The organism is Pedobacter sp. B4-66, from assembly GCF_018492665.1.
Lineage (GTDB): Bacteria > Bacteroidota > Bacteroidia > Sphingobacteriales > Sphingobacteriaceae > Pedobacter.
This window is the reverse complement of the sequence record NZ_JAFVME010000009.1, coordinates 354446-381194: the sequence shown is the minus strand read 5'-3', so window position 1 is coordinate 381194 and position 26749 is coordinate 354446. Positions and strand designations below refer to the sequence as shown.

The 26749-nt window shown below is 37.4% G+C and carries 18 protein-coding genes; 16 read left to right on the top strand and 2 right to left on the bottom strand.

All coding sequences use genetic code 11. The features are described from left to right. Positions 1 to 8 precede the first annotated feature (8 nt). The 12 genes from J1905_RS16650 (at position 9) to J1905_RS16595 (ending at position 21314) form a co-directional block, all read left to right on the top strand. Complete coding sequence (locus J1905_RS16650; protein ID WP_214228410.1) at positions 9 to 1529, top strand: RagB/SusD family nutrient uptake outer membrane protein; 1521 nt, start codon at positions 9 to 11, stop codon at positions 1527 to 1529. Positions 1530 to 1631: 102 nt separating this feature from the next. Beyond that, positions 1632 to 3110 (top strand): glycoside hydrolase family 30 protein, encoded by a 1479-nt coding sequence (locus J1905_RS16645; RefSeq protein WP_214228409.1) that lies wholly within the window; start codon positions 1632 to 1634, stop codon positions 3108 to 3110. Between the two features lie 4 nt (positions 3111 to 3114). Then, positions 3115 to 4878, top strand: coding sequence for a cellulase family glycosylhydrolase (locus J1905_RS16640; RefSeq protein ID WP_214228408.1), 1764 nt, complete (start codon positions 3115 to 3117; stop codon positions 4876 to 4878). Positions 4879 to 4896: 18 nt separating this feature from the next. Beyond that, positions 4897 to 6072: a multiheme c-type cytochrome gene (locus J1905_RS16635; RefSeq protein ID WP_214228407.1), complete on the top strand. Its 1176-nt coding sequence runs from the start codon at positions 4897 to 4899 to the stop codon at positions 6070 to 6072. 67 nt (positions 6073 to 6139) lie between these two features. Continuing rightward, positions 6140 to 6721 carry a sigma-70 family RNA polymerase sigma factor gene (locus J1905_RS16630; RefSeq protein ID WP_214228406.1) on the top strand — a complete coding sequence of 194 codons (582 nt, stop codon included), beginning with the start codon at positions 6140 to 6142 and terminating at the stop codon, positions 6719 to 6721. Between the two features lie 72 nt (positions 6722 to 6793). After that, the gene (locus J1905_RS16625) at positions 6794 to 7846 is read left to right on the top strand and encodes a FecR family protein (RefSeq protein ID WP_214228405.1); all 1053 of its coding nucleotides are present in this window, start codon (positions 6794 to 6796) and stop codon (positions 7844 to 7846) included. Between the two features lie 165 nt (positions 7847 to 8011). Continuing rightward, positions 8012 to 11575, top strand: a complete 3564-nt coding sequence (locus J1905_RS16620) for a SusC/RagA family TonB-linked outer membrane protein (protein ID WP_214228404.1) — start codon at positions 8012 to 8014, stop codon at positions 11573 to 11575. A 20-nt stretch (positions 11576 to 11595) separates the two neighbouring features. Continuing rightward, complete coding sequence (locus tag J1905_RS16615; protein ID WP_214228403.1) at positions 11596 to 13386, top strand: RagB/SusD family nutrient uptake outer membrane protein; 1791 nt, start codon at positions 11596 to 11598, stop codon at positions 13384 to 13386. Between the two features lie 20 nt (positions 13387 to 13406). After that, entirely contained in the window at positions 13407 to 14528 is a 1122-nt protein-coding gene (locus tag J1905_RS16610; RefSeq protein ID WP_214228402.1) for an acyltransferase family protein, read from the top strand. Positions 14529 to 14540: 12 nt separating this feature from the next. After that, positions 14541 to 17069: a beta-N-acetylhexosaminidase gene (locus J1905_RS16605; RefSeq protein ID WP_214228401.1), complete on the top strand. Its 2529-nt coding sequence runs from the start codon at positions 14541 to 14543 to the stop codon at positions 17067 to 17069. A gap of 380 nt (positions 17070 to 17449) precedes the next feature. Then, a complete protein-coding gene (locus tag J1905_RS16600; protein WP_214228400.1) occupies positions 17450 to 19858 on the top strand; it encodes a DUF1549 domain-containing protein in 2409 nt (802 codons plus the stop codon). Positions 19859 to 19895: 37 nt separating this feature from the next. Further along, a complete protein-coding gene (locus tag J1905_RS16595) occupies positions 19896 to 21314 on the top strand; it encodes a DUF1501 domain-containing protein (RefSeq protein WP_214228442.1) in 1419 nt (472 codons plus the stop codon). A gap of 211 nt (positions 21315 to 21525) precedes the next feature. Here J1905_RS16595 and J1905_RS16590 read toward each other — a convergent pair whose 3' ends face one another. Both J1905_RS16590 and J1905_RS16585 read right to left on the bottom strand, forming a co-directional pair. Next, a complete protein-coding gene (locus J1905_RS16590; RefSeq protein ID WP_173091381.1) occupies positions 21526 to 21855 on the bottom strand; it encodes a DUF3276 family protein in 330 nt (109 codons plus the stop codon). A gap of 69 nt (positions 21856 to 21924) precedes the next feature. Then, the gene (locus J1905_RS16585; protein WP_214228399.1) at positions 21925 to 23715 is read right to left on the bottom strand and encodes an ABC transporter ATP-binding protein; all 1791 of its coding nucleotides are present in this window, start codon (positions 23713 to 23715) and stop codon (positions 21925 to 21927) included. 111 nt (positions 23716 to 23826) lie between these two features. On the opposite strand from J1905_RS16585, the gene J1905_RS16580 reads away from it, so the two are divergent. The 4 genes from J1905_RS16580 to yajC are packed head-to-tail and all read left to right on the top strand — an operon-like array spanning position 23827 to position 26729. Further along, positions 23827 to 24915: a Glu/Leu/Phe/Val family dehydrogenase gene (locus J1905_RS16580; protein ID WP_214228398.1), complete on the top strand. Its 1089-nt coding sequence runs from the start codon at positions 23827 to 23829 to the stop codon at positions 24913 to 24915. Positions 24916 to 24948: 33 nt separating this feature from the next. Then, positions 24949 to 25899, top strand: coding sequence for a transcription antitermination factor NusB (gene nusB, locus J1905_RS16575; protein ID WP_214228397.1), 951 nt, complete (start codon positions 24949 to 24951; stop codon positions 25897 to 25899). 6 nt (positions 25900 to 25905) lie between these two features. Continuing rightward, on the top strand, positions 25906 to 26376 hold the full coding sequence (locus J1905_RS16570; RefSeq protein WP_214228396.1) for a DUF1573 domain-containing protein: 471 nt from the start codon (positions 25906 to 25908) through the stop codon (positions 26374 to 26376). 20 nt (positions 26377 to 26396) lie between these two features. Next, positions 26397 to 26729: a preprotein translocase subunit YajC gene (gene yajC, locus J1905_RS16565; RefSeq protein ID WP_173091386.1), complete on the top strand. Its 333-nt coding sequence runs from the start codon at positions 26397 to 26399 to the stop codon at positions 26727 to 26729. Positions 26730 to 26749 lie beyond the last annotated feature (20 nt).

Below are 26749 nucleotides of genomic sequence, written 5' to 3'. Positions count from 1 at the left end.
TAGAAATTATGAAAACAAAAATCATTAAATCAATTATATATGTCGTTGCAGTTGTCACCTGTTTTAGTGGCTGTAAAAAGTTCCTTGATCAACCCGTACCCGGCAAACTTTCAGAGGAGGAGTTTTATAAAACTGACGACGATGCAAATCAGGCGGTAATCGCAGTTTATGATATTCTTCAATCAGATTATTGGAATGGAGGTTGGAACAGTATGTTAATGCTCAAAATAATGCCTTCTGATGAAAGTAATGCAGGCGGGGCTAATGATGGAGATCAGCCTGGATATCAGGATCTCGATAAATACAGAGCAACAGCTCAAAATGATAAGGTTTCTATGACATGGCAAAAATGTTATATCGGAATTTACAGAGCAAACAAAATTATCAATAAAATTCTGCCTGAAAGTGATGTCCGTAAACGCATACTTGCCGAAGCAAAATTTTTAAGAGCATACAATTATTTCGATTTGGTTACGCTTTGGGGTGATATTCCTTTGGTTTTAGATGACCTGGATCCAACGAAATATGCAAGTACAGGTCGTACACCTAAAGCTGAGGTTTACAAAAAAATAGAAAGTGATTTGAAGGAGGCAATAGATGCGCTTCCGCTAAAAAGTGCCTATAGTGCAGGAGATAAATTCCGTGCTTCAAAAGGCACAGCGCAGGCACTTTTAGGTAGAGTTTATTTATATCAGAAAAATTGGCCAGAGGCTGTAAAATATTTAAACCTGGTAATAGATTCAAAGGAATATGATCTTGAGGCTACAACCGCTATGGCTTTTACAAAAAAGGGAGAATTTGGAAAAGAGTCATTGTTTGAAATCTCTTATTCTAATACTTCGGCTTACGATTATGGGAATTTTCCATGGAGTGGCACTCCTGAGAGTAATATACATGTTCAGCTATGGGGTCCAAGAGCTGATGCTCCATATGTGAAGGCTACCGCGGATTCATTGCTTGGTGGATGGGGGATGAACCTTGCTAAACGTAAATTGTATAACGCATTTGTGGCTGCGGGGGATGAAGTTAGAAGGAAGAATACCATTATGTCTATCGAAGAATTAAAAGCAGGTGGTGGATCATTTCCTGAAACCGGAATTTATGATTTTGATGGATGTTTCCAAAGAAAGTACGGATCGTATGCAAGTCAGTCTGGTGGTACCGTTGCTGAGGTTAATTATGGAACAAACTGGCGTTTTATACGTTATGCCGATGTATTGTTAATGTCTGCCGAAGCTAATTACCGGGCAGGTGATGAAGTCGGTTCTCGTCGCGAGCTTAATAAAGTAAGAGTTCGCTCTAAACTTGGGGAAGTATTAGCAAGTGGTGATGCACTTTTTCAGGCAATCGTTAAAGAACGTCAATTAGAGTTGGCTTTTGAAGGCTTCCGATACCTTGATCTTGTTCGTTGGGATTTGGCAGTTCAAGAACTTGGACCACTTGGTTTTATTAAAGGAAAGCACGAATTGCTACCAATTCCTAATAATGAAGTAGTAACTGGAAAATTACCTCAAAACCCTATGTATTAGTGAAATAATAACTAGGATGCTTAATAATAAAGCTATTAAGCATCCTATATCATGTACTTTTTATAAGTAGTGCCTTTAAAGAATAAACCAATTTTAAATTATATGAAGAAAATCATACCTTTTCTTTTAACATTTCCTTTTTTTTTTTCCTGTATACAGCAACAAAATGAGAGTCACGGCCCTAAGGCTAAAGCTGATCAAAATTTTACTTTAGATAAGAAAAAGATCACTGTTTATACCACCGCGCTAGGTTCTAACTTGCGTTTAAGTAATGTTGGATCACTATCGGTAACAGACCTTCCTCAACCACTGGAAACTGAGGTTTGTGTTTTGGTCGATCCTGCTAAAAGTTTTCAGTCAATAATAGGAATAGGAGGTTCCATAACAGATGCTGTTGCAGAAACTTTTTCTAAATTACCTAAGGCTGCTCAGGACGAATTTTTAACAGCCTATTATAATCCTGAAAAGGGCATTGGATATTCACTAGCAAGAACAACTATTCATAGCAGTGATTTCTCAAGTGAAAGCTATAACTATGTTAAGGAAAATGATCCTGAATTAAAAACATTTAGTTTAGCTCATGATGAGGTGCACCGAATTCCTCTAATAAAAAAGGCTATAACAGCTGCCGGGGGTAAATTATCGCTTTACGTTAGCCCATGGAGCCCGCCAGCATGGATGAAGACTAATAACAGTATGTTGAAAGGTGGTAAATTGATGCCTGAATTTAGACAAAACTGGGCGAATTATTATGTGAAATTTATTAAAGGGTATGAAGCTCTTGGAATTCCAGTATGGGGGCTTACTGTACAAAATGAGCCAATGGCTACACAAAAGTGGGAGTCTTGTGTTTTTACTGCAGAAGAGGAGCGAGACTTCATTAAAGAATATTTAGGTCCAACACTAGAGAAAAGTGGGTTAGGTGGGAAAAAAATAATTGCCTGGGATCACAATCGAGATCAGATATTTCACCGTGCAAATATCCTTCTAAGTGATCCAGACGCAGCTAAGTACATTTGGGGCATTGGTTTTCACTGGTACGAAACCTGGACGGGTAGCGACATGTTGTTTGATAATGTTAAACTGGTACACGAGACTTTTCCCGACAAGAATCTTGTCTTTACAGAAGGCTGCGTCGAAAAATTTAATCTGGATAGTGTTAATAATTGGGCACTAGGAGAGCGCTATGGTTATTCCTTAATTAATGATTTTAAAAGTGGAGTAACAGCCTGGACAGACTGGAATATGATTTTAGATGAGAAAGGAGGGCCAAATCATGTAGGTAACTTCTGTTTTGCCCCCATTCATGCTGACACTAAAACAGGGAAACTAATTTTTACCAATTCATATTATTATCTGGGACACTTTTCTAAATTTATAAAACCGGGAGCAAAGAGAATCGCTAGTTCATCAAATAGAGATAAGTTAATTACTACAGCCTTCATTAATCCTGATGGCAAAGTAGCGGTTGTGGTGATGAATAAATCTAATGATAGTCTTCCCTATAAATTATTGATAAATGGAAAAGCAGCAAAAACAACTAGTCAGTCACATTCAATTTCAACAATTATTATAGAATAATCTCATGATCAATAGCATAAAAATTTCAATTATATTTTCAACCGTATTTATTTTATCATGTTTTGTAAACATTCATTATAGTAACGCTCAAGGGTTTTTAAGGGCAGATGGGAAAAAGATTGTTAATGAAAATAAAGAAAACATATTGTTAAGGGGAGTTGGCTTAGGTGGCTGGATGTTGCAGGAAGGTTATATGTTAGGGATTAACAATGAAGGTCAACAACATAAAATTAAACAGCGAATAACTGATTTGGTAGGTGAGCAGGGAACCAAGGTTTTCTACAATAATTGGCTATCTAATCATACTAGAAAAGCAGATATTGATTCAATGAAAGTGTGGGGATTTAATTCGGTTCGCCTGCCTATGCACTACAATCTTTATACTTTATCTATTGAAGAAGAGCCTGTAAAGGGGCAAAATACCTGGCTTGAAAAAGGCTTTTCGATGACGGATTCTCTACTTGCCTGGTGTAAAGCTAATAAGATGTATCTGATATTGGACTTACATGCAGCACCGGGTGGACAAGGTAATGATTTCAATATCTCAGATCGGGATTCCTCAAAACCTTCTTTATGGGACAGTGAGGCCAATCAACAAAAAACTGTAGCACTGTGGCGCAAATTAGCCGAAAGATATGCAAATGAAGCATGGATTGGTGCTTATGATATTATAAATGAACCTAACTGGGGGTTTGAAGATCCTAGTAATGATAAAAATGGAATAAAGGAAAAAAAGAATGCACCTTTAAGAAAACTGATGTTAGACATAACAAAAGCAATACGTGAAGTTGACCAAAAACATATTGTTATCATAGAAGGCAATGGATGGGGTAATAACTATAATGGGATTTTTCCTTTATGGGACGATAATATGGCCTTAAGTTTCCATAAGTATTGGGCATATAATGATCAGGCGTCTGCTAAAGGGATGATAACTATTCGAGATGAGCAGAATGTACCTATATGGTTAGGTGAAACTGGCGAAAACTCCAATGTTTGGTTTACAGAAGCCATCAGGTTGTTCGAAAAAAACAATATAGGTTGGGCATGGTGGCCTTTAAAGAAATTGGGTAATAATAATCCCGTTCAAGTGAAATCTAATCACGAATATGATGTAATTCTTAATTATTGGAAAGGGGATGGTGCAAAGCCAACTGCAGAGGTGGCAAAATCTGGATTAAAAAAGCTTGCGGATGATCTGAAGATAGAGAATGGTATTATCCACTATGATGTACTTGATGCAATGATACGTCAACCCTTCTCAAATGAAACAAAACCTTTTAAAAACAATACGATAAAAAAGAATACAACCATTTATGCTGTTGATTATGATCTGGGTATTAATGGCTTTGCATATTTTGATAAAGACACTGCGGATTATCACGTTTCTACAGGTGTAAATACTACTGGGAATAAAGGAAGAGTATATAGAAATGATGGGGTGGATATAAGTAAAACCTCTAAAGATTCATATTATGTTAGTCATATTGAAACTGGCGAATGGCTACAGTATACAATTGATGTAGAAAGGGCTGGCATTTATACCATAGTTTTAAATCTAGCTTCTAAAGATGTAAATGGACGCTTATCAATTGCTATCAATGGTAAGCAGTTAGAGCCAATGGTTAATATACCGAATACAGGTGATTACACCACTTTTAAAACAGTTCAACTAAAAAATATTAGGCTCAATGCTGGCAAACAAAAATTAAAGGTTTTCGCGAATGCAGGTGGTTTTAATTTTAACTATATTCGATTTATCGAATAGAATAACTAAAATTAAAATATGAAAGGAAATAGGCGTTTAGTGCTGATTTTCAGCGTTATCTCAGTATTTGTTTTCTTGTTTTCACAATGTGTTGATTCTGTTAAGAAAGTGCCTGTAGCTGAAAATGCAGTTGCAGGCAGTAAAACCTGTATACAGTGCCATAAAAATGTGTATGAATCATACCTGAAAAATCCACATTTCTCTACTACATCTCCAATTACAGCAGATAGTCATTTACCAATAGGGGGTAATACAAATGTTTATAATTATGATAAACATATGAAAGTTGTTGTAGAGAAAAGGGATAGTGGGATGTATCAAGTTGCTTATCTCGATGGTGAAGAAAAGCTTGCCAGGAGGTTTGATGTAGCTTTTGGTTCAGGAGAAAAGGCTTTCACCTATGCAACATGGAAAGGGAAATCACTGTATCAGTTGCCATTGTCTTTTTTTAAAAGCCAGGATAGTTGGGCTAACAGCCCCGGTTTTTCAGGCTCCAGGCCTAATTTTGGTCGAGTTATTGAACCGAGATGCCTTGAGTGTCACAGTTCATTTATAGATCATAAAGTAGTAAAAAGTGGAGGATTAACTGTTTCGGATGAGTTGGTTAAATCATCCCTAGTTTATGGGATTAATTGTGAAAGATGCCATGGCCCCGCGGCAAAGCATGTTGAATTTCATATAGAAAATCCAAAGGAAAAGGAGGCCAAGTTTATTACTTTATATAAGTCGTTGTCAAGAAAGCAAAAAGTTGATGCCTGTGGTGTTTGCCATTCAGGAAATGATGCTGAAAAGTTGAAATCTACTTTTTCATTTAAACCAGGAGATGATCTCAACGAATATTACGGAAATTTTTCTGAATCTTTTGATGAATCATCGCTTGATGTTCATGGAAAACAAAATCAGATGCTTTCAGGCAGTAAATGTTTTATTAAAAGTGAAAGTCTTGACTGTTCAACCTGTCATAGTACCCACAATCAAAATAAAGTAGGTTTAACTGCATATTCAAAGAAATGTATGAGCTGCCATTCTACCATCAAGCACACTGATAAAACTCTGGCAAATGCGATGGTTAAAACTAACTGTATAGATTGTCATATGCCTTTAAAACCGTCCAAGCTAATTAGTTTTCAGCAAGCAGGTCAATCGAATGTAAGTCCGTATATGCTTAGATCACACCGCATAGCAATTTATTAAGTGTAAAAAAATTGTAGCGCACTTCGGATTATATTTGTTAAATTTGGTTTAAGCCGACATTAACTTGATGGATTGCAGACTCTTAACTGATGATGAATTAATTGTTCTTTTTAAAGGAAGTTGCCAGCATGCGTTCAAAGAGATGTATTTGCGGTACTGGCAAAAGGTATATCAGATTGCGTACAAGAAAGTACATCATAAGGAATTGGCAGAAGAGTTAACTCAAAATCTCTTTACGGAATTATGGAGAAGAAGAGAAGCAGTTGTAATAAACTCATTAAGTTCTTATCTGTTCGGAAGCCTAAAATATTGCATTATCAACCATTATAAGTCACTCTTGGTTCAGGAAAACTATCATAACTACGTTAAGGCATCCACTAATTACGGTGTGGTTAATAATACAGACTACCTGCTGATGCTTAATGAACTTTCTGATGCACTTGCCAGAGGTATTGCTTTACTCCCTAAAAAGACAGCAGAAGTATTCAGGATGAGCCGTATTGAACATCGGTCTGTTAAAGACATCTCCGAGCAACTCCATATTTCCGAAAAAGCTGTAGAGTACCATATCACCCAGTCACTTAAGTCAATTAGATTCTATCTTAAAGAATACCTCTTTATACTGGTTGCTTTTAGTATGTTTCTATAAAATTCAACTTTTTTCAAATATTTTTTAGGGGTAGAGGCTACTTAGCTTACATATAGTTTAAAAGCTATAAAAATGAGCAGAGAAGCATTTCATCTATTGGTAGAAAGATATCTGGAGAACAGGTGCACGGATGAAGAAAAGGAAATTATTGAAAAATGGTATGGAATGCTTGATAAGCATGACATGGAAGATATTGCTCCTGCGCAAGTAAGTGCATTGGAACAAAAGCTATGGGATAGAATACATGAAGATGCCTTAATGGTAGAAGATGAAATCCCGGTTCGTAAACTTAAACCCCGTTTCAAACTATCAAAAACTTTAATTACTGTGGCTGCGGCTGTTATTGCAGGCTTTGTGGTTATCACTGCATATATATTCTTTAATGTAGATACTAAAAGGCCTGAATTTATGACGGTTGCAGCTACAGATAACATTAACTCTGTTATAAATAACACAACTAAGCCTATGATTGTCTCTTTGGAGGATGGAAGTAGGGTTACACTTCAGCCAAAATCTTTATTGAAGTACCCTAAGCGTTTTTCTAAAACTGTTCGTGAAGTATCTTTAGAAGGAGAGGGTTTTTTTGAGATCAGTAAAAACCCAGCCAGACCATTTTTAGTATATAATAGCAATGTAATCACCAGAGTTGTTGGTACCAGTTTTATCGTAAAAACTAATAGTGCGACCCACGAAACAGAAGTAACAGTTAAAACGGGTAAAGTAATTGTTTCTCCAAATTCAGAGAGTCTTTCCTTCAAAATGGATGGGCTCTTAAAATCAGACAAGGGAGTCGTGCTTACGCCGAATCAGAAAACTGTTTATAATGCATCAGAAAATACGTTTGCAACCACACTTGTTGATAAGCCACTGCCAATAGCAAAAAATAATAAACAGGTTATAAAAGAAAGCTATTCCTTTAATGATGCCAAGGTAGCAGATGTATTAAATCAACTTCAAAAATCATATGGTATTGAGTTCACTGTCGAAGACAAGGAACTATACAATTATACATTTACAGGAGATCTCTCTGAACAGGACTTATACAGCCAGCTAGACTTTTTATGTGAATCAATACAAGCAACGTATGAAGTAAAGGGGACTAAAATAATTATCAAAGAAAAATAACAACACCTAAAATCAACCAAAACTAATAATCTAACCAAACAGCTTATGAAGAAAAAGGAATTTTACTAACCAAACGCTAAAAAAAAACTGACAATGTTGCGGGACATTGCCAGTTAAGAATTCTGTACGAAAAGTTTCATATTAACGAACAAAACTCCTAAAGTTATGAAAAAAAAGCGATTTGTTGCTTTAATAAAAACAGCAATGAGGATATCTATAGCCCAAATATTTCTAGTAGTTCTATTTACTTGTGGTGCGATGGCAAAAAATGCCGGCGCTCAGGGAATATTGAATAAGGAAATCTCAATCAGCATTAATGATGCTAAGGTTACAGAGATATTAAACGAGATACAAAACCAAACAAAAGTTAAATTTATTTACAGCCCATCAGTAATTAAAGCTGATCGGAAAACATCCGCCAACTTTATAAAAAGACGGCTTGGAGATATCTTAAACGAAACATTAAGCCCACTAAGCATCTTTTATAAAGTGATCGACAACAGAATCATTTTGTATGATAAAGACGTTTCTAAAAAAGTAAACGAAGAAAATAACAATAAGGCACCAATACCGGTTAAAGGCAAGGTTACCTCTACTAAAGGAGAAACATTGCCTGGTGTAAGTGTAAAGGTAAAGGGTACTGTAACTGCTACGATTACTGATTTAAATGGAAATTTTGTCATTAATGTGCCAGACGCCAATTCAATTTTAGTCTTTTCTTATATAGGTTTTACATCAAAAGAGATTCCTGTTAATGGACAGAGTACTTTAAGTGTCCAACTTGTTGAAGAAGAAACGTCATTAGGTGAAGTGGTTGTTCTGGGATATTCTACCCAGAAGAAAAAGGATCTTACTGGCGCCGTTTCTGTAGTAAATGTTGCTGATATGATCAAACAGCCTAGCCCATCAGTAAATAACTTGTTGCAAGGGCAGGCATCCGGAGTTACCATTTTAGGATCTGGACAACCTGGCGAAGAACCTCAGGTACGTATCAGAGGGGTAAATACTTTTGGTAATAACAATCCCCTTTATGTAGTAGACGGGGTACCAACACTTAATGTTGCCGATTTAAACCCTAATGACATAGAGTCCATGCAGGTATTAAAAGATGCGGGTTCGGCTTCAATATATGGATCTCGCGCTGCAAATGGCGTTATCGTAATCAGTACAAAAAAGGGAAAAGATAAGGTGAAAGTGCAGTATGATGCTTATTATGGAAGTCAACGCCCTAAAACAGGAAATGTTTGGGGTATTTTATCACCTCAGGAGATGGCTGATTTAAAAAGACTTGCCAAAACAAATTCAGGCGACACTGAATTCGATGATCCTATATATGGAAATGGTTCAACCTATGTTTTGCCCGATTACATCTATCCATTCGGCGCTAGAGAGGGAGACCCCTCTGTAAATCCATCCCTGTATAAATTAAAACCGTTATTTACTTCCGACGAGGAGTACCAAAGCTTTTACAGAATCAATAAAGCAAACAAAACAGGTACAAACTGGTACGATGAAATATTTAATCCAGCTCCAATAACCAGCCAAAATGTTTCTATCAGTGGTGGCTCAGATCTGGGTAATTATCTTTTTTCTGCAAACTACTTTAATCAGAAGGGGACCTTAGACAGGACCTATTTAAAAAGATACACTGTACGTTCTAATACTCAATACAACATTGGGAAATATGTTAGAGTAGGAGAGAATTTATCGTATACCATTACAACAAACCCTAAAATAGATGGGCTCAGTGGCGATAATGCTATCGGACATGCCTTCAGAGAGCAGCCTATTATTCCTGTGTATGATATAATGGGGAATTTTGCAGGTGGCTACGGTGGTCAGTTGGGCGATGCCTATAATCCCGTAGCAATGTTACATCGAACTAAAGACAATAAGGCTAGCGACAACCGGCTATTTGGAAATGTGTATGCAGAGGCTGACCTTATGCCATTTTTGACACTCAGAAGTGCATTTGGAGCTGATTCTTATTCAGGGGCATCCAGATCATTTGTTTATCCTCAATATGAAAATGCAGAAAATACAACCAGCAACAGTTATGCTGAATCTTCTTATACTGGCTTAGAATATACCTGGACAAATACTTTGTCGTTCAATAAAACTTTTAACCTCCATAGTCTAAAGGTATTGGTAGGAACGGAGTACAATAAGAACCGTTACAGTACAATGAGTGGAACTAATAAGGGATACTTTTCATTTGATCCTGATTATACCAATCTGTCAAATGGTAGCGGGCCAATGGAAACCTCAAGCGAAAGAACTGCAGATGCATTATTCTCGTTAATAGGCCGCGTTGATTACGCCTTTAATGACAAGTATCTAATCGGTGCAACCGTGCGGAGAGATGGTTCGTCAAAATTCCTTAAAAATGTATACGGCGTGTTCCCTGCGGTAAGTGCTGCCTGGAGAATCTCTAAAGAAAGCTTTTTATCCAATGTGAAATGGATTACTGATTTAAAAATTAGAGGTGGTTGGGGTATTATGGGTAATCAGGTAAATGTTTCCGGTTCAAACTCATTTACAACTTTTGGTAGCTTAATTGGCCAGTCTTACTATGCAATTGGTGGTGGCAATGCTGTAGTAGCAGGTTTTTATCAAAATCAAACAGGAAATCCTGATGCCAAATGGGAGAAAAACATAAACTCAAATTTTGGTTTTGATGCCACATTGTTTGGCGGTGGAATCGAAATCTCAGCAGATTATTACCAGAAAAATATCAAGGATCTGTTGTATAATCCAGAAATGATTGCAACAGTCGGAGCGGCCACAGTCCCGTTTGTAAATATTGCAGAAATGAAAAACAATGGTTTTGATATTTCTCTAACTGGACATAAAAATGTTGGAAGCGACCTTAAGCTTAATGCAACTGCTACAATTACAACTTACAGCAATAAAATAAAGAAAGTGTCTGGTGATGTGGATTATTTCGACTTAGATTCAAGAAGATTTGATGGTAGTAATATTGTTCGTAATGCTGTAGGTCATTCCGTTAGTCAATTTTTTGGATATAAGGTAGAAGGGTTCTGGAATTCGGATACAGAAATTGAAGCTGCAAATACAGAAGCTCGGGCGGTTACAAACGATCCTAATACCGTGTATCAGGATGATGTTAAAGTTGGCCGTTTTAAATATGCGGATGTAAATGGTGATGGAATGATTACTGCTGCTGATAGAACTTTTTTGGGCAATGCAAACCCTGATTTTAGTTATGGTCTTAATCTTGGAGCCAGCTATAAAAACTTCGATTTTAGCGCTTTCTTTTATGGAGTTCAGGGTAACTCAATCTGGAATCAAGTAAAATGGTGGACAGATTTTTCGCCTTCTTTTGAAGGTGCAAAGAGCCATACTGCACTTTATGACTCCTGGACATCTACGCGTCAAAATGCAAAAGCTCCAATACAGGAAACAACTCAATCCTTTAGCACAAATAGTGTCCCAAACTCTTATTTCGTAGAGAAGGGTTCATATCTGAGGCTTAAAAATTTACAGATTGGCTATACCCTTCCTGCAAATAAGCTTCAAAAGCTGGGAGTTAGCAAATTAAGAGTGTATTTGTCTGCAGCCAATTTGTTTACGATAACAAAGTATTCAGGTATAGATCCGGAAGTTGGAACTTCAAGCGAAACCGGACAGCAAACAGCTTATGGGGTTGATGATGGTTCTTATCCAAGTCAGCGGACATTTTTGCTGGGTTTAAATTTACAGTTTTAATTACCTAATGGTTTAAGGAAATGAAAAAATCAACATACATATTCTTAGTTGGACTTATGTTTATAGCACAACTATTTTATTCTTGTAAAAAGGCATTAATACAACCACCTTTGGGCTCATTGTCAGAAGAGCTTGTCGCTAATAAAAATGGCGTAAATGGATTGTTAATAGGTGCTTATGCTGCTTTAGATGGTATGGAGGGTGGGGATGTCGCACTTGGAGGCGGAGATGCATGGCAAGCTTCACCAACCAACTGGGTTTTCGGATCTGTAGTAGGTGGTGATGCTTCCAAAGGAAGCGATGGAGCCGATCAGCCGGCTATTGATCCAATTGCTAATTTTTACTCAGGAGCAACCAATGCCTTTTATGATGGCAAATGGAAAGCACTTTATGAAGGTGTAACACGTACCAATAATGTTTTAAAGTTCATGGCAAAAGCTACAGATTTAAGCGATGCCGAGCGTAAAAATATAGGCGCACAAGCACGTTTTTTACGTGGTCACTATTATTTCGAGTTAAAGAAGATGTGGAACATGGTTCCCTGGATTGATGAAACCACAACCAATTTTAATCAACCTAATAATGTGGATATCTGGCCAAAAATTACTGAAGATCTTAAATATGCTTATGATAACCTGCTCCCAACTCAACCTGAAGTAGGAAGGGCAAACAAATGGGCTGCAGGAGCATACTTAGCAAAGGCTTATCTATATCAACATAAATTTGATCTGGCTAAACCTATATTTGATGCCGTTATTACACAAGGTCAAACCAGTTCGGGCTTAAAGTATGATTTGAATAAAAAATTCGAAGACAACTGGCTTCCTAGTGCCGAAGATAATCCTGAAGCAGTTTTTGTAATCCAAATGGCTGCAAATGCAGATCCATCTGGCCCATCAAATGCCAATAATGGCGACATGCTTAATTTCCCTTACGGTGATGGAAGTCCTTTCAGTTGCTGCGGATTCTTTCAGCCATCAATAGATCTGATTAACCATTTTCGTACAAACCCAACTACAGGCTTGCCTTATCTTACGACCTTCAATAATTTCCCTATAAAAACAGATATGGGAGTAGATGGTGATGAAGATTTTACTCCGGATGAAGGAACTCTTGATCCGCGGTTGGATTGGACTGCAGGCCGTCGTGGTATACCTTATCACGATTGGGGAATCTATCCGGGCAAACCATGGGCGAGAGACCAGAGTTACGGCGGACCATACGGGCCAAAAAAGAACGTTTACTGGAGTGCAACAGCCGACAGCGATGGAGACCAAGGTACATGGGCGCCGGGAACAGCTGTTAACTATTCAATTATCCGTTTTGCAGATGTACTTTTAATGGCGGCCGAATGTGAAGCTGAATTGGGAGGTTTAGGCAAAGCTGAGGAATATGTAAACCGAGTTAGAGCCAGAGCTGCAGATCACGAAAGTTGGTTATTTAAGTATAAGGATGATGAAGACCCAGCAGCCGGGTTTTCTGATGAACCGGCAGCCAATTATAAAATCAATGAGTATCCAGTCGGAAATTTTGCAAGTCAGGGTAAGGATTATGCTTTAAAATCCGTTTATTACGAAAGAAAAATAGAGTTGGCAATGGAAGGTCATCGTTTCTTTGATTTGGTACGTTGGGGTATAGCCGATCAGGAATTAAATGCCTATTTTAGCTATCAAGGGAAAATTACTTCTGATGTGAGGAATGGTAAATTTTTTAAGGGCAAGAATGACTACTACCCAATACCACAGCGCCAGATAGACTTAAGTCAAGCTAATGGAGCACCGGTTTTAAAACAGAATCCAGGATATAATTAATCTGAACATAACCTAAAACAATGAACCAACCACAACGTTTTTTATCCCTCGACGTATTTCGGGGTATGACCGTCTGTTTCATGATTATCGTGAACACACCCGGTAGCGGAGCACAACCTTTTGCCATGCTGAACCACGCAGCATGGCATGGTTTTACACCAACAGATCTTGTATTTCCCTCTTTCTTATTTGCTGTCGGAAATGCCATGAGTTTCTCAATGAAAAAATTCACCCAGATGGAAAACTCAGCAGTATTGGCAAAAATATTTAAGCGCACTCTACTTATATTTCTCTTAGGGTATCTGATGTATTGGTTTCCTTTTTTTAGTTATAATGAGGGTGGAGGTATCAGCTTATCACCTATAGCAAATACACGCATATTAGGAGTTTTGCAGCGAATAGCGCTTTGCTATTGCATTGTCTCGTTACTAATTCATTACTTAAGTACAAAGAGTGTAGTCATTGTTGGTGTTTTGTTCTTATTAGGCTATTGGGCAGCGCTGTTATTATTTGGAGATGCTGCTGATCCTTTTAGTATGACTGGAAATGCAGGTCAGTATCTGGATTTATATGTATTAGGAGATAAACATATGTACCATGGCGAAGGCATCGCCTTTGATCCGGAAGGAATATTGAGTACAATACCTTCTTGTGTAAATGTGATTATTGGGTATTTAGCAGGTAAATTCATACAAGAAAAAGGAAAGGGTTTCGAAACAATTTCCAGGTTATTATTAGCAGGCGGTGTATTAATATTGATCGCTATATGCCTGAATCCAGTATTTCCAATAAACAAAAAGCTATGGACAAGTTCATTTGTTTTGATAACCTGTGGTTTGGATTTAGTAATTATTGGCGCACTGATTTACGTTGTAGAGGTGAAGTCTTATACAAAATGGACGAGCTTTTTTACTGTCTTTGGGAAAAATCCATTGTTCATTTACATTGTTTCAGAAGTACTGTTAACCATTATCGGCGTAATTTTCCCTGGTCTTAATTTTAACGAATGGATAAGCAGCAGGTTTTTTCAGGTCATTGTACCTGGACCAGTTGGTTCATTGCTTTTTGCAATCTGCTTTATGCTTACCTGTTGGCTGGTTGGTTACATCCTTGATAAAAGAAATATATATATCCGCGTTTAGTTATTAATCAAAATGAAGAAATTCTGTATTCTAGTTGCACTAATTTTTAGTGGTTTTAAAGGTGCTGATGCACAATCGGTATCGTCTTTTAAAGTGAGTAACCTTCACATTACAAGAGAGGTATTGAACAATATTGATGATATGACTCTGTCGGTATTAACAATAACCAATAATGGAAAACAAACCTTGCCCGCTGGAGGATGGAGTATTTATTTTAACTCCAGACCTATAAGTGTTACAGGTACTGACAGCCTTAACGCAAGGATAAAATATGTTAACGGAGATCTTTTTAAGTTGTATCCTTTAAAAGGTTTTCCTACTTTAAAACCTGGGGCATCTAAAAAGATTAAAGTCCTTTCTACTGAGATCAAAAATATTACGGATCTCTCTTCGGGTTTTTATCTGGTTTGGGATAAAGTACCTTCAAAAGGATATAATATTAGCAATACCAATGTAAATCCTGTTCAACAAGTTGAAAAAGTAGAGACAGAAGTAGCGGCTCATGTATTTGACCAAAACAAACAAATAAAGGACATTCCCTTGGATAAACTACCAAAAGTTTTTCCAACCCCTGTTTCCTATAAAGAAGGAGAGGGTGTATTTAAACTAACATCTGGAGTATCTATAGCAGCCGAAATTGAATTTAAGAATGAGGCAAACCAATTTGCTGATGAACTGTCGGCCATCTTAGGCAAAAGACCTGCTCTTGTTCAAGCTGAGACTAAGCGTATGATTGTAATCAAAAAAGGAAATGTAAGTGGTAGCGAATCCTATAAATTAAGTGTTACACCTGATAGAATAGTGATAACCGCTGCCGAACCTGCCGGTGCATTTTATGGCATACAATCTTTAAAAACATTACTCCCTTCCACATCTTGGGGAGCTATTCAAAAAGAAATTGCAGTACCTGCAGTAGAAATTGAGGATGCTCCCCGGTTTGGATTTCGGGGTTTTATGATGGATGTAGCAAGGAATTTTCAATCGAAAAAACAAGTGCTGAAAGCTTTGGATGTGATGGCCATTTATAAAATGAATGTACTTCATTTTCACTTAAATGATGATGAAGGTTGGCGATTAGAGATTCAAGGTCTGCCTGAACTTACTACTGTGGGCTCACAAAGAGGCCATACTGTAAATGATGAGAAAAATATTCTCCCATCTTATGGGTCTGGGGCTGATATTGGTGTAAATTCAGGAAGTGGATTTTATACCAGAGCTGATTTTATCGAGATTCTTAAATATGCCGCTGCAAGGCATATCCGTGTAATCCCGGAGATTGAAACTCCTGGTCATGCCAGAGCTGCCATTAAATCAATGGATGCCAGATATGAAAGGTTAATGAAAGAAGGTAAAAAGGAGCAAGCTGTTCAATACTTGCTACGTGATTTGAATGATAAATCAGTTTATGAATCTGTTCAGGGATGGAAAGATAATGTGATTAATGTAGCAATGCCATCAGCATACAATTTCCTTGAAAAAGTAGTTGACGAAATACGCTTAATGTATAACGAAGCAGACGCACCCTTAGCCACAATTCACTTCGGTGGTGATGAAGTTCCGAGAGGGGTATGGGAGAAATCTCCTGCGGTTGCCAACTTACTCAAAAGTGATACTTCAATTGAAGGTGTAGATGAAATGTGGCATTATTATTTCGACAAAGTAAACAAGATGCTTAAGTCAAAACAATTGTATTTGTCGGGCTGGGAAGAAATAGGATTACGCAAAGCATTGGTAAATGGAGAAAAGAAAATGGTACTTGATGATCGTTTTGCCAAAGAGAACTTTCATGCCGATGTATGGAATAATTTAAGTGGAAACGAAGATTTGGCCTATAAATTAGCCAATGCCGGTTACAAAGTTGTGCTTACCTGTGTTACTAATCTTTACCTCGATTTGGCAACAAATAAAAGTTTTAATGAAACTGGTCAGTATTGGGGAGGTTATGTTGATGTAGATAAGCCCTATTATTTTGTTCCTTATGAACTATTTAAAAATTTAAAGGAAGATGAAAGCGGTAATCCTATAGATAAAAAAGCTCTAGAAGGAAAAACTGTGCTAACTGAATTTGGAAAATCTAATATTGTAGGTATTCAGTCGCCTTTATGGAGTGAAATCATTAAAACTCCGGAAAGGTTTGAGTATATGCTTTTGCCAAAATTATTTGGCGTTGCAGAAAGAGCTTGGGCAAAAAATCCGGAATGGGCGACAGAAACCGATGCTGCAAAAAGTGGAGCTCTTTATAGTCAGGCATGGTCAGAATTTGTAAATATTCTTGGTAAAAAAGAATTGCCGAGACTAAATCATTATTCAGGTGGATATAATTACCGTATCCCAACTCCGGGAGTAGTAATTGAGAACGGTAAAGTGGTTGCCAATGTACAGTTACCTGGTTTTGTAATCCGTTACACTACAGATGGAACTGAGCCAGCAGCAAATAGTAGCATTTACGCCGCACCTGTTGATACAAAAGGAACGATAAAATTAAGTGTGTTTAATACTGAAGGCAAATCAGGGCGTTCAGTTAAAATAGAAAATAAATAAACAGAACAGGACAGCACAGGTTGCTGATAAAAAAATATAATCTGATATTTAATTAATTTATGAGGCTTTTCAAAAAGGTACAATAGCTAAGCTATTCTACGTCTCGTCATTCTGAAACAAACTATCAATGACAGAGTTTAAGCTTTCGTTATCTTAGCCCGGCCCAGCTGCAGAACCTCAGGGAAGGAAGGCTAAGATTTCGCAATTGTAAGTTCGCCCTTCTTTTGCGACAAGCTGAAATAAATTCGGCAGGACGAGCGCTTAACCAATACGGTTATTGTTATTCTTAGCATCTTTTTTAAGATATTAGGATTTCAGAATGACGAGTTTACTTTTTTGATAAACCTCATTTTTTTAACACCAAATATAAAAATCTGATTATGTTGTTACAGTACCTGGCATTCTGGCTTTGGGATTTTTTAGGGCATTTGCATCCATTGGCAGTGCATTTTCCTGTTGCCTTGCTTTTATTTGCTGCTATACTGGAGTTGTTCACTCTAAAAAACTTTAACTCAAAACTCCGTCACGGTATTGATGCTTTAATTATAGCAGGATCACTTGCTGCAATAATTTCTGCTGTTTTAGGTTGGTTGCTATATAAAAATGGCGATTATAGTGGTAATGTATTAACATTACACCAATGGATTGGGTTTACAACAGCAGCTCTTGGTGTGTTAACCCTAATTTCTCTTTATCAGATTCGCAAAAAAGATAAGTTTAAACAAATTATAGTTTACCGCGGGCTGCTGTTTTTTACCGCTATTGGTGTTTCTGTAGCAGGGCACTTTGGTGCTAATTTAACACACGGTGGTGATTTCCTTACCAGCACTTTGCCTTGGAGTAAGGACCATAAAGAAACTAAACCAACTCAGAAGTTTGACTTTGTTGCTTTTAAAGCCAAAGCTGCCGATACCACTAAACTTGATAAAAAACAGGAGGTAGAATTAAGTACAGAGGTAAGAGCCATACTTGCTCATAATTGCTATAAATGCCATGGTGCAGAAAAAGTAAAAGGAGATTTAAGACTCGACGGCAAACATGTTGCCTTTAAAGGTGGAGAAAACGGACCGGTTATTATACCCGGAAAACCTGAAGAAAGTGAATTGTATAAGCGTATTTCCCTTCCTGCCGATCATGAAGATATCATGCCATCTAAAGGAGGAAAACTTTCGCAAAAGGACATCGATATAGTTCGCTTTTGGATAGCAAAAGGGGCGCCTTGGCCAGAAGACGGCAGTAAAGCTACTGTTTTTAGAGTGGCTAAGCTGGAGCCCCGTAATCCGGTTCTTCCTGCAACTTCAAATAACCTGACAAACCCTGTTGATTTGTGGACAAACGACTATTTTAAAAAGAATAAAATATCGTGGCCGGCACTGGTAGATGACAAGATTTATCTGAGAAGAATATATCTAGATATCATAGGGTTATTGCCTACACCGGCCGATCAGGATGCATTTTCGAAAGATACCAGACCAAACAAAAGGGCTTTGTGGGTTAAAAAACTTTTAAGTCTTGACAATGATTATGCATTGCATTGGTTAAGTTTTTGGAATGATGCTTTAAGAAACGATTACTCCGGAACGGGATATATTACCGGTGGTCGCTTTAACATTACAGATTGGTTGTTTAAATCTCTAAAAGCAAACAAACCTTATGACCAGTTTGTAAAAGAATTGATTAACCCTACAGAACAGTCAAAAGGATTTGTAGAAGGTATAAAATGGCGCGGCGTAGTTAATTCAAGTCAAAGAACAGAAATGCAGGCTGCTCAAAATGTTTCGCAGGTATTTTTAGGACTTAATTTAAAATGCGCCTCTTGTCACAACAGTTTTATCAGCGATTTAAAGCTGGAAGATGCCTATGCCTTTGCTAACATTTTTGCTGATACTACACTGGAAATTAATCGTTGCGATAAGCCTACAGGGAAATTTGTGGATGCGAGAATGCTTTGGAAAGAACTTGGTGCTATCGATGCTAAGGCTTCAGTAGCAGAAAAGCGCAAACAATTAGCCGAAAATTTAGTTAGACCAGAAGATGGAAGACTCTATCGTACCATAGTAAACCGGGTATGGGCACAGCTAATGGGACGTGGTTTAGTTGAACCTGTTGATATTATGGACAATGAACCATGGAGTCAGGATCTGCTCGATTGGATGGCGTTTAATTTTGTTGCCAAGAAAGCTGATTTAAAGGAATTGATCTATCAGATTGCCACCTCCAACACCTATCAGCTTCCTTCAATAGGCTTTAAAGAGGTTGCTATGGTTAATAATCCAAACTATAAATTTAAAGGAATGGTTCGCAAAAGAATGTCGGCCGAGCAGTTCACCGATGTGGTAAGTAGTGTGATCACACCTGTATTTGCTGATTCAAATTTGAGGTACAATCCATTTGCTGAAGCCATTAAGGGTAAATTACAAGCAAAACCAACCTTTATCAGAGCGTCTTTAGTTGCAAATAATGGTTTTTTAACCGCTTTAGGTAGACCTAATAGAGAAACCGTTGCAACCAGCAGAGAGTCGCAGGCTAACTTATTGCAGGCACTGGAACTAACCAATGGTGTGATGTTCAATAATGTGTTAAAAACCGGAGCAGAGCGATGGAAAGCAAACTATCCGAACACTGATGTGCTCATTAAAGAAATTTACTTAAAAACATTAGGTCGGGAACCTGTTGAAAATGAATTTAAAGTAGCCAAACAGGCGCTTGGCAAATCCCCGGATGTTGATGCGATACAAGATTTATTCTGGGCTATTGTATTATTGCCCGAATTTCAGATTATCTATTAACCCGAATTATGCTTAACTTAAATATAATCTTATAAAGATGAGTTGGAATAGAAGAGATTTTTTAAAGAATACGAGTGCTGCAACTTTAGCTGCAATGGCTGCTGGTATTCCTCTAACCAATTTGCTATCCTCATGCATTGGCAAAAATAATACTTCAACTGCAGATACCGTTATTTTACTGTGGATGGCAGGAGGTATGGCACATACAGACACCTTTGATCCAAAAAAATATACGCCATTTACCAAAGGTATGCAGGCAAATAGTGTATTAAGTACCTTTAAATCTGTGCCTACTATTTTAGATGGGATTAACTTTTCTGAAGGGCTAGAGTCTATCGGGAAAGTGATGGATAAGGGAACTTTGATCCGCTCGTATAAGGCTGGTGATATGGGACATATTTTGCATTCCAGACATCAATATCACTGGCACACGTGTTATAAGCCACCTCAATCTGTTTCGGCTCCCCATCTTGGATCCTGGATAGCTAAAGAATTAGGGCCACTAAATCCGGTAATTCCAGCTTTTATAGATATAGGACAGCGTTTTACTCTAGGAGAGGGCGAAGAGCTAAAAGCCTTTCACACTGCAGGTTTTTTAGGCAATGAATTTGGCCCATTTTTAATTCCAGATCCTTCTGCCGGGCTAGAAAGCGTGCAACCACCGGTAGGTATGTCGTCGAGCAGATTTGAAAAAAGAAACAAACTTTATTACGATCTGATCAGCAAAAGTCCGCTGGGAGAATATGGAAGTGATTACCAAAAGGAATCCTTAAAAAGATCAATGGAACAGGCTTATATTCTTTTGAAATCTCCAGAAGCTAAGGCTTTTGATTTGAGTCAGGAACCTAAAGAAAGCTATGACATTTATAATACCGGTAAGTTTGGATTAGGCTGCCTAATGGCACGCCGACTTGCAGAACAAGGTGCGCGTTTTATTAGTGTAACAACTGAATACGAGCCATTTAAGGGTTGGGATACTCATGATAATGGCTATACTCGCCTAATAGATATGAAAAAGCAAATAGATGGCCCGATAGCTCAGCTGATTAAAGATTTAGAGAAGAGTGGTCGGTTAGATCGCACTCTTGTAATTCTTGCAAGTGAATTTAGCAGAGATATGATGGTCGAAGGCCGTCCGGACGCTAAAGTACAGGAACAGGTAGAACAACCTGATATCATTCAGGATATAAAAAACTATGGTATGCACCGTCATTTTACTGAAGGGGGGTCGATGCTAATGTTTGGTGGGGGCATAAAAAAAGGGAGTGTATATGGTAAAACTGCCGACGAAAGGCCATGTAAAACGATAGAAAACCCTATAGTGATAGATCAGGTTCACCAAACCATTTATCATGCGCTTGGTATTTCGCCAGATACTAATTATTTAGTAGAAAAAAGACCGTTTTATACTACGCCTGATGGCTTGGGTAAGCCAGTATTGGATCTGTTTGCTTAATTGATTATTTAATAAGAGACTGATCTGTAATTACATTAGGAATTAAAGGTGGCTTTGAATAGACTGTAGTCCTACCAGACTCTGACCTGAGTCTGAGTTGAGTCTGACGAGTTACATGCCTGAGCAATAAAAAACTAAACAGCAAAAAGTATTTTAAATAAAAAACGCCCTGTTCGCAGTTAGCAAACAGGGCGTTTTTCTATTATTTTTCTTAAAATGAAAAGTCGTCGTTTTGAACTCGCGTTCCGGCTCCTTCGTGGTTCTCAGAGTATTCATAACGTTTTTCTACCACATCCTGATGACTTTTAATGTAATCAACAGTCTCATTTAATCCTTCAGCAAATTTCTCGAAATCCTCTTTGTATAAAAAGATTTTGTGTTTTACAAAAACGCCATCTTCAAGTCTTTTTTTACTTTCGGTTAAGGTTAAGTAGTAATCTCCTGATCTTGTTGCTTTTACGTCGAAAAAATAAGTTCTTTTACCAGCTCTTACTTTCTTTGAAAAAACCTCTTCTCTCTCTTTGTTGTCAAATTCTCCCATGGTTGCTATAGCTCTTGGTTTTGGTTCGGGTAAATATAAAGGAATAATTACCAAAGTTCAAAATAGAAATTACACAGATTGACTTTCTTCTTCAAGTAATTGGTTCTGATACATTTCTGCATAAGCACCACCTTTTTGTAATAATTCGTTATGTGTACCCTGTTCAATGATCTGACCATCATCAAGAACTAAGATTTTGTCAGCATTTTTTATAGTAGAAATTCGGTGGGCAATAAGGATACTGGTCTTGTCATTCATGATTCTACCTAGATTATTTAGAATCTCTTCTTCAGTTCTGGTATCAACGGCAGAAAGACAATCATCAAATATCAGAATCTTTGGTTCTTTTATTAATGCACGGGCAATAGAAACACGCTGTTTTTGTCCGCCAGAAAGGGTAATACCTCTTTCTCCGAGCATGGTTTCGAATTTAAGCTCAAAGTCGATGATGTTGTGATAAACGGCAGCATTTCTTGCTGCGGTTTCAACTTTCTGGTCATTAACAGCATCAAGACCAAAGGCAATGTTGTTTTTTATAGTATCCGAAAACAAAAATACCTCCTGTGGCACAAATCCTATCTGGTTACGATAATCTTGCAAATTAAGGTCTTTTAAGGCCTTGTGGTCAATTACTATTTTTCCTCCGTCTACATCATACATTCTCATGAGTAGATTGGCTAGGGTAGATTTTCCAGATCCTGTACGGCCAATAATTGCCACAAATTGTCCCTGCTCAATCTCAAAGCTTACATTTTTTAAAGCTGTGATGCCGGTATCAGGATAGGTGAAGCTTACGTTTTCGAACTTGATATTTCCATTTATGACTCTTTTTTCCTGAGTATCGGAGGTAATATCTGGTTTGAGTTGTAAAAACTCGTTAATTCTTTTTTGCGATGCAGATGCCCTCTGTATCAATGTGGTTACCCATCCAAGCATGGAGACAGGAAAAGTAAGCTGATTGACATATACAATAAACTCAGCGATATTTCCGGGTGTTATTGATCCGTCAATTACTTGCTTCCCACCAACATAGATGGTGAGGATAGTACTTAAACCTACCAATAGGAGCATTGTCGGATAAAACAGCGCTTGCACTTTAACCAAGCTCATTGCACTGTTCTTATAGCCTTCGCTCTCAGCAGCAAAAACTTTTTTGGTATGTCCCTCACGGACATAGGATTTTATTACTCTGATACCCGAAAATCGTTCTTGTACAAAACTCGATAAATTTGAAAGTTGCTCTTGTATCTGCTCACTTTTGTGGTTAATCAGCGTATTTACATAATAAATGATGATAACCAATGCTGGTAAAGGGAGCAAACAAAAGATAGCTAATGTGGCATTTACAGAGAACATTGCATAAATAACTAGTAAAAAAAGAACTCCGGTATTTATAGCGTACATAATTGCAGGCCCCACATACATTCTAACCCTGTTCACATCTTCAGTTGCTCGGTTCATCAAATCGCCTGTATTATTTCTGCGATAGAAGCCGAGACTGAGTTCCTGATAATGGGCATAAATTTCGTTCTTCATGTCGTACTCAATATGCCTCGACATGAGAATTATAGTTTGTCGCATAAAGAAAAGGAACAGCCCCCTTAGCAAATAAAGTACTAAAACAAGAGCACCAAAATACAATAAACTGTAAGAGAAAATGTCGTAAATAATTTCACGACGCTCAAATCCATTAAATAAGCTGTAAATCTGGATGTTTTCGGTAATTAAATTGAAGGCGTGACCAATAACCTGAGCTGGGATTACACCAAAAATATTTGATATAACCACAAAGAAAACTCCTGGAATAATCCACCATTTATATTTATAAAAGTACTTGTTTAAAAACCGAAGGTGTTTCATGAGCAGGTAAAGTTAGCCAAATGGTGATAATTTTTTCAAAGACTTTAGTTAAAACAATGTAAATAATGTTTTTTTGACTAGTTTTGCGGCTTATCTGATAAACAAAATTATATGTCTGGTAATAGTTCTATCGTAAATTCAGTTTTAGATCAAATTGGTGCCTCTGGGCATAAAAAGGTTGTTTATTGTAATGATCCCGATACCGGTTTGAGAGCGATTATTGCTATTCATGATACTACATTGGGCCCTGCAATAGGTGGAACAAGAATGTGGAATTATGCTACAGAAGCCGAAGCACTTGAAGATGTGCTTAGATTATCTAGAGCAATGACATATAAAGCTGCCATTACAGGCCTTAATTTAGGTGGTGGTAATGCGGTAATCATTGGCGATTCTTACAAAGGGAAATCTGAAGCCATGATGCGTAGCTACGGCAGGTTCATTAAAAACTTAAATGGAGAATTCATTACTGCCGAAGATGTTGGTACCAACACAAGGGATATGGAATACATCCAGATGGAAACTAAACATGTTACCGGAGTTCCTGAGTCATTGGGAGGAGCGGGGAATCCTGCACCAACAACAGCTAAAGGTGTGTTTTTAGGTATTAAAGCTTGTGTTAAAGAAGTTTTTGGTACTGATATGCTTGCTGGTCGCTCGGTAGTGGTGCAAGGTATAGGTAATGTTGGAGAACATTTGGTTGAGTTGCTTAGAGCTGAAAATGTAGAGGTTTACATCAGCGATATCAACGAAGATCGTTTACAACATGTAGCCCGTACTTATAAAGCTAAACCAATCTCTGCAGATAAAATTTTTGGTTTAAATGCCGATATTTACGCTCCTTGCGCTCTTGGTGCAACCGTAAATTCTAAAACCATTGAAAAAATGAAGTTTGCTATCATTGCAGGTTCTGCCAATAATCAGCTAGCTGACGAGCAGGTGCATGGTAAATTACTTTTAGATAAAGGGATCTTATTTGCTCCCGATTATCTGATCAATGCAGGCGGTTTAATCAGCTGTTACTCTGAGCTTACAGGATATGGTAAAAAACGTACCATGCAACTTACGGAGAACATCTATAATGCAACACGTAATGTAATTAAGATGTCTAAGAAGGATAATATCCCGACTATATGGGCAGCTAATCGCATTGCAGAACAAAGAATAATAGATATAAAGAAAATAAAATCATCATTTTAATAAACAGGTAATTTACCACTCGTTCTTACATTCATGTTAAACAGAAGGCACTTAAGAATTAAAGCTTTGCAAAATATATTTGCTTGGCACATGACAGACAAAAGAGATTTAGCTTCGTCGAAGAAGGCTCTTATGCACAGTATTGATAATGTATATGAAATGTACATTTGGATGCTTTCTCTATTAGTAGAGGTTACGGAATATACCGGTGTTGATGCATTGGAAAGGGCTAATAAGCACCTACCTACTGCGGATGACCTTAATCCGAACCTGAAATTGCTGAACAACACGTTTGCCATTACTTTAAAGAATAATCCTGATTTCATTGCTGCTGTAAACAAATACAAAATTAACTGGATGTCAGATCCGGAATTTGTAAAAGCAATTTTCAATACTTTGAAAGTTACTCCAGAATACGCTACATATCTTGCAGATCAAGATAATAGTCTAGAAGAATCTAAAACAATCATCAAATTTATCTTTAGAAAAATTATTCTAAAGAGCCACAATATTATACAGGCTTTTGAGGATAAATTTATCAACTGGTCTGTTGATAAAGAGGTGATGCAGGGTATGGTTGCTAAAACTATCAAAAATTTTACATCAGAAGATGCATTTGCAAACAAGCTTACTCCAATTAGTCAGGATTGGGAAGAGGATAGCAAATTTGTTGAAGATTTGTTTATCTACACACTCAGGAATGACAAAGATTATCAGGCACTTATTGCAGAACGCACCAAGAACTGGGAGTCGGAGCGTATTGCTTTGATGGATACTATTTTGATGAAAATGGCGATTTGCGAACTGCTTAATTTCCCATCAATTCCAGTTAAGGTAACTATTAATGAATACCTTGATTTATCAAAAGATTACAGTACGCCGAAAAGTAATTCATTTATTAACGGTATCTTGGATAAAATTATGGGTGACCTTAAAAGAACAAACAGCATTACTAAAATTGGTCGTGGACTTATAGAAGAATAAACATTTATGAAGAAAATCTTGTTACTTGCAGCGGTTGCTTTAACATTAGCATCATGCCAATCTAAAACTGACAAAAACGCTGATGCGGCAACGTCTGTTATTGATACTGCAGAAGCTGCAGCAAAAGCAGACTCTGTTAAAGCAGCAGAAATACGTAAGGTAGATGGACCGGTATTAACTTTTGAAACTACCAAATATCACTTTGGTACAATAGAAAAGGGTGAAAAGGTTTCTTACAGTTTCAAATTCAGAAATACAGGTAAAATGCCTTTAATAATTAAAGATGCCATTGCAACTTGTGGTTGTACTGTTCCTGAGGTACCAAAAGAGCCAATTAAACCGGGACAAGCTGGGGAACTTAATGTAGTGTTTGATAGCGCAGGTAAAACTGGCAGACAAGATAAAGTGGTTTTGGTTAAGTCAAATGCACTTAACAGTGCAATTGAACTACACTTAAGCGGAGAGATTAAAGAATAATAAATTTATAAATTAACAATATGATATCGACAATAATATTACAGGCTGCTGGTGGTAGCAGTATGTTAAGTACTTTAGTGCCAATGGTATTAATCATGGTAGTATTTTACTTTTTCATGATCAGACCTCAGGTTAAAAAAGCTAAAGACCATAAAAAATTGGTTGAAGATTTGAAAAAAGGAGACAAAATCGTTACTACTGCTGGTATACATGGCAGAATTGTAGATATGAATGATACTACTTTCCTTATTGAAGTTGAAGGTGGTACAAAAATTCGTTTCGATAAAACTGCAATCTCTTTAGATGCTACAAAAGCTGCAGCCCCTAAAGCTGTTGACGCTCCAAAGGCATAACTTAAATAATGTTTTTAAAG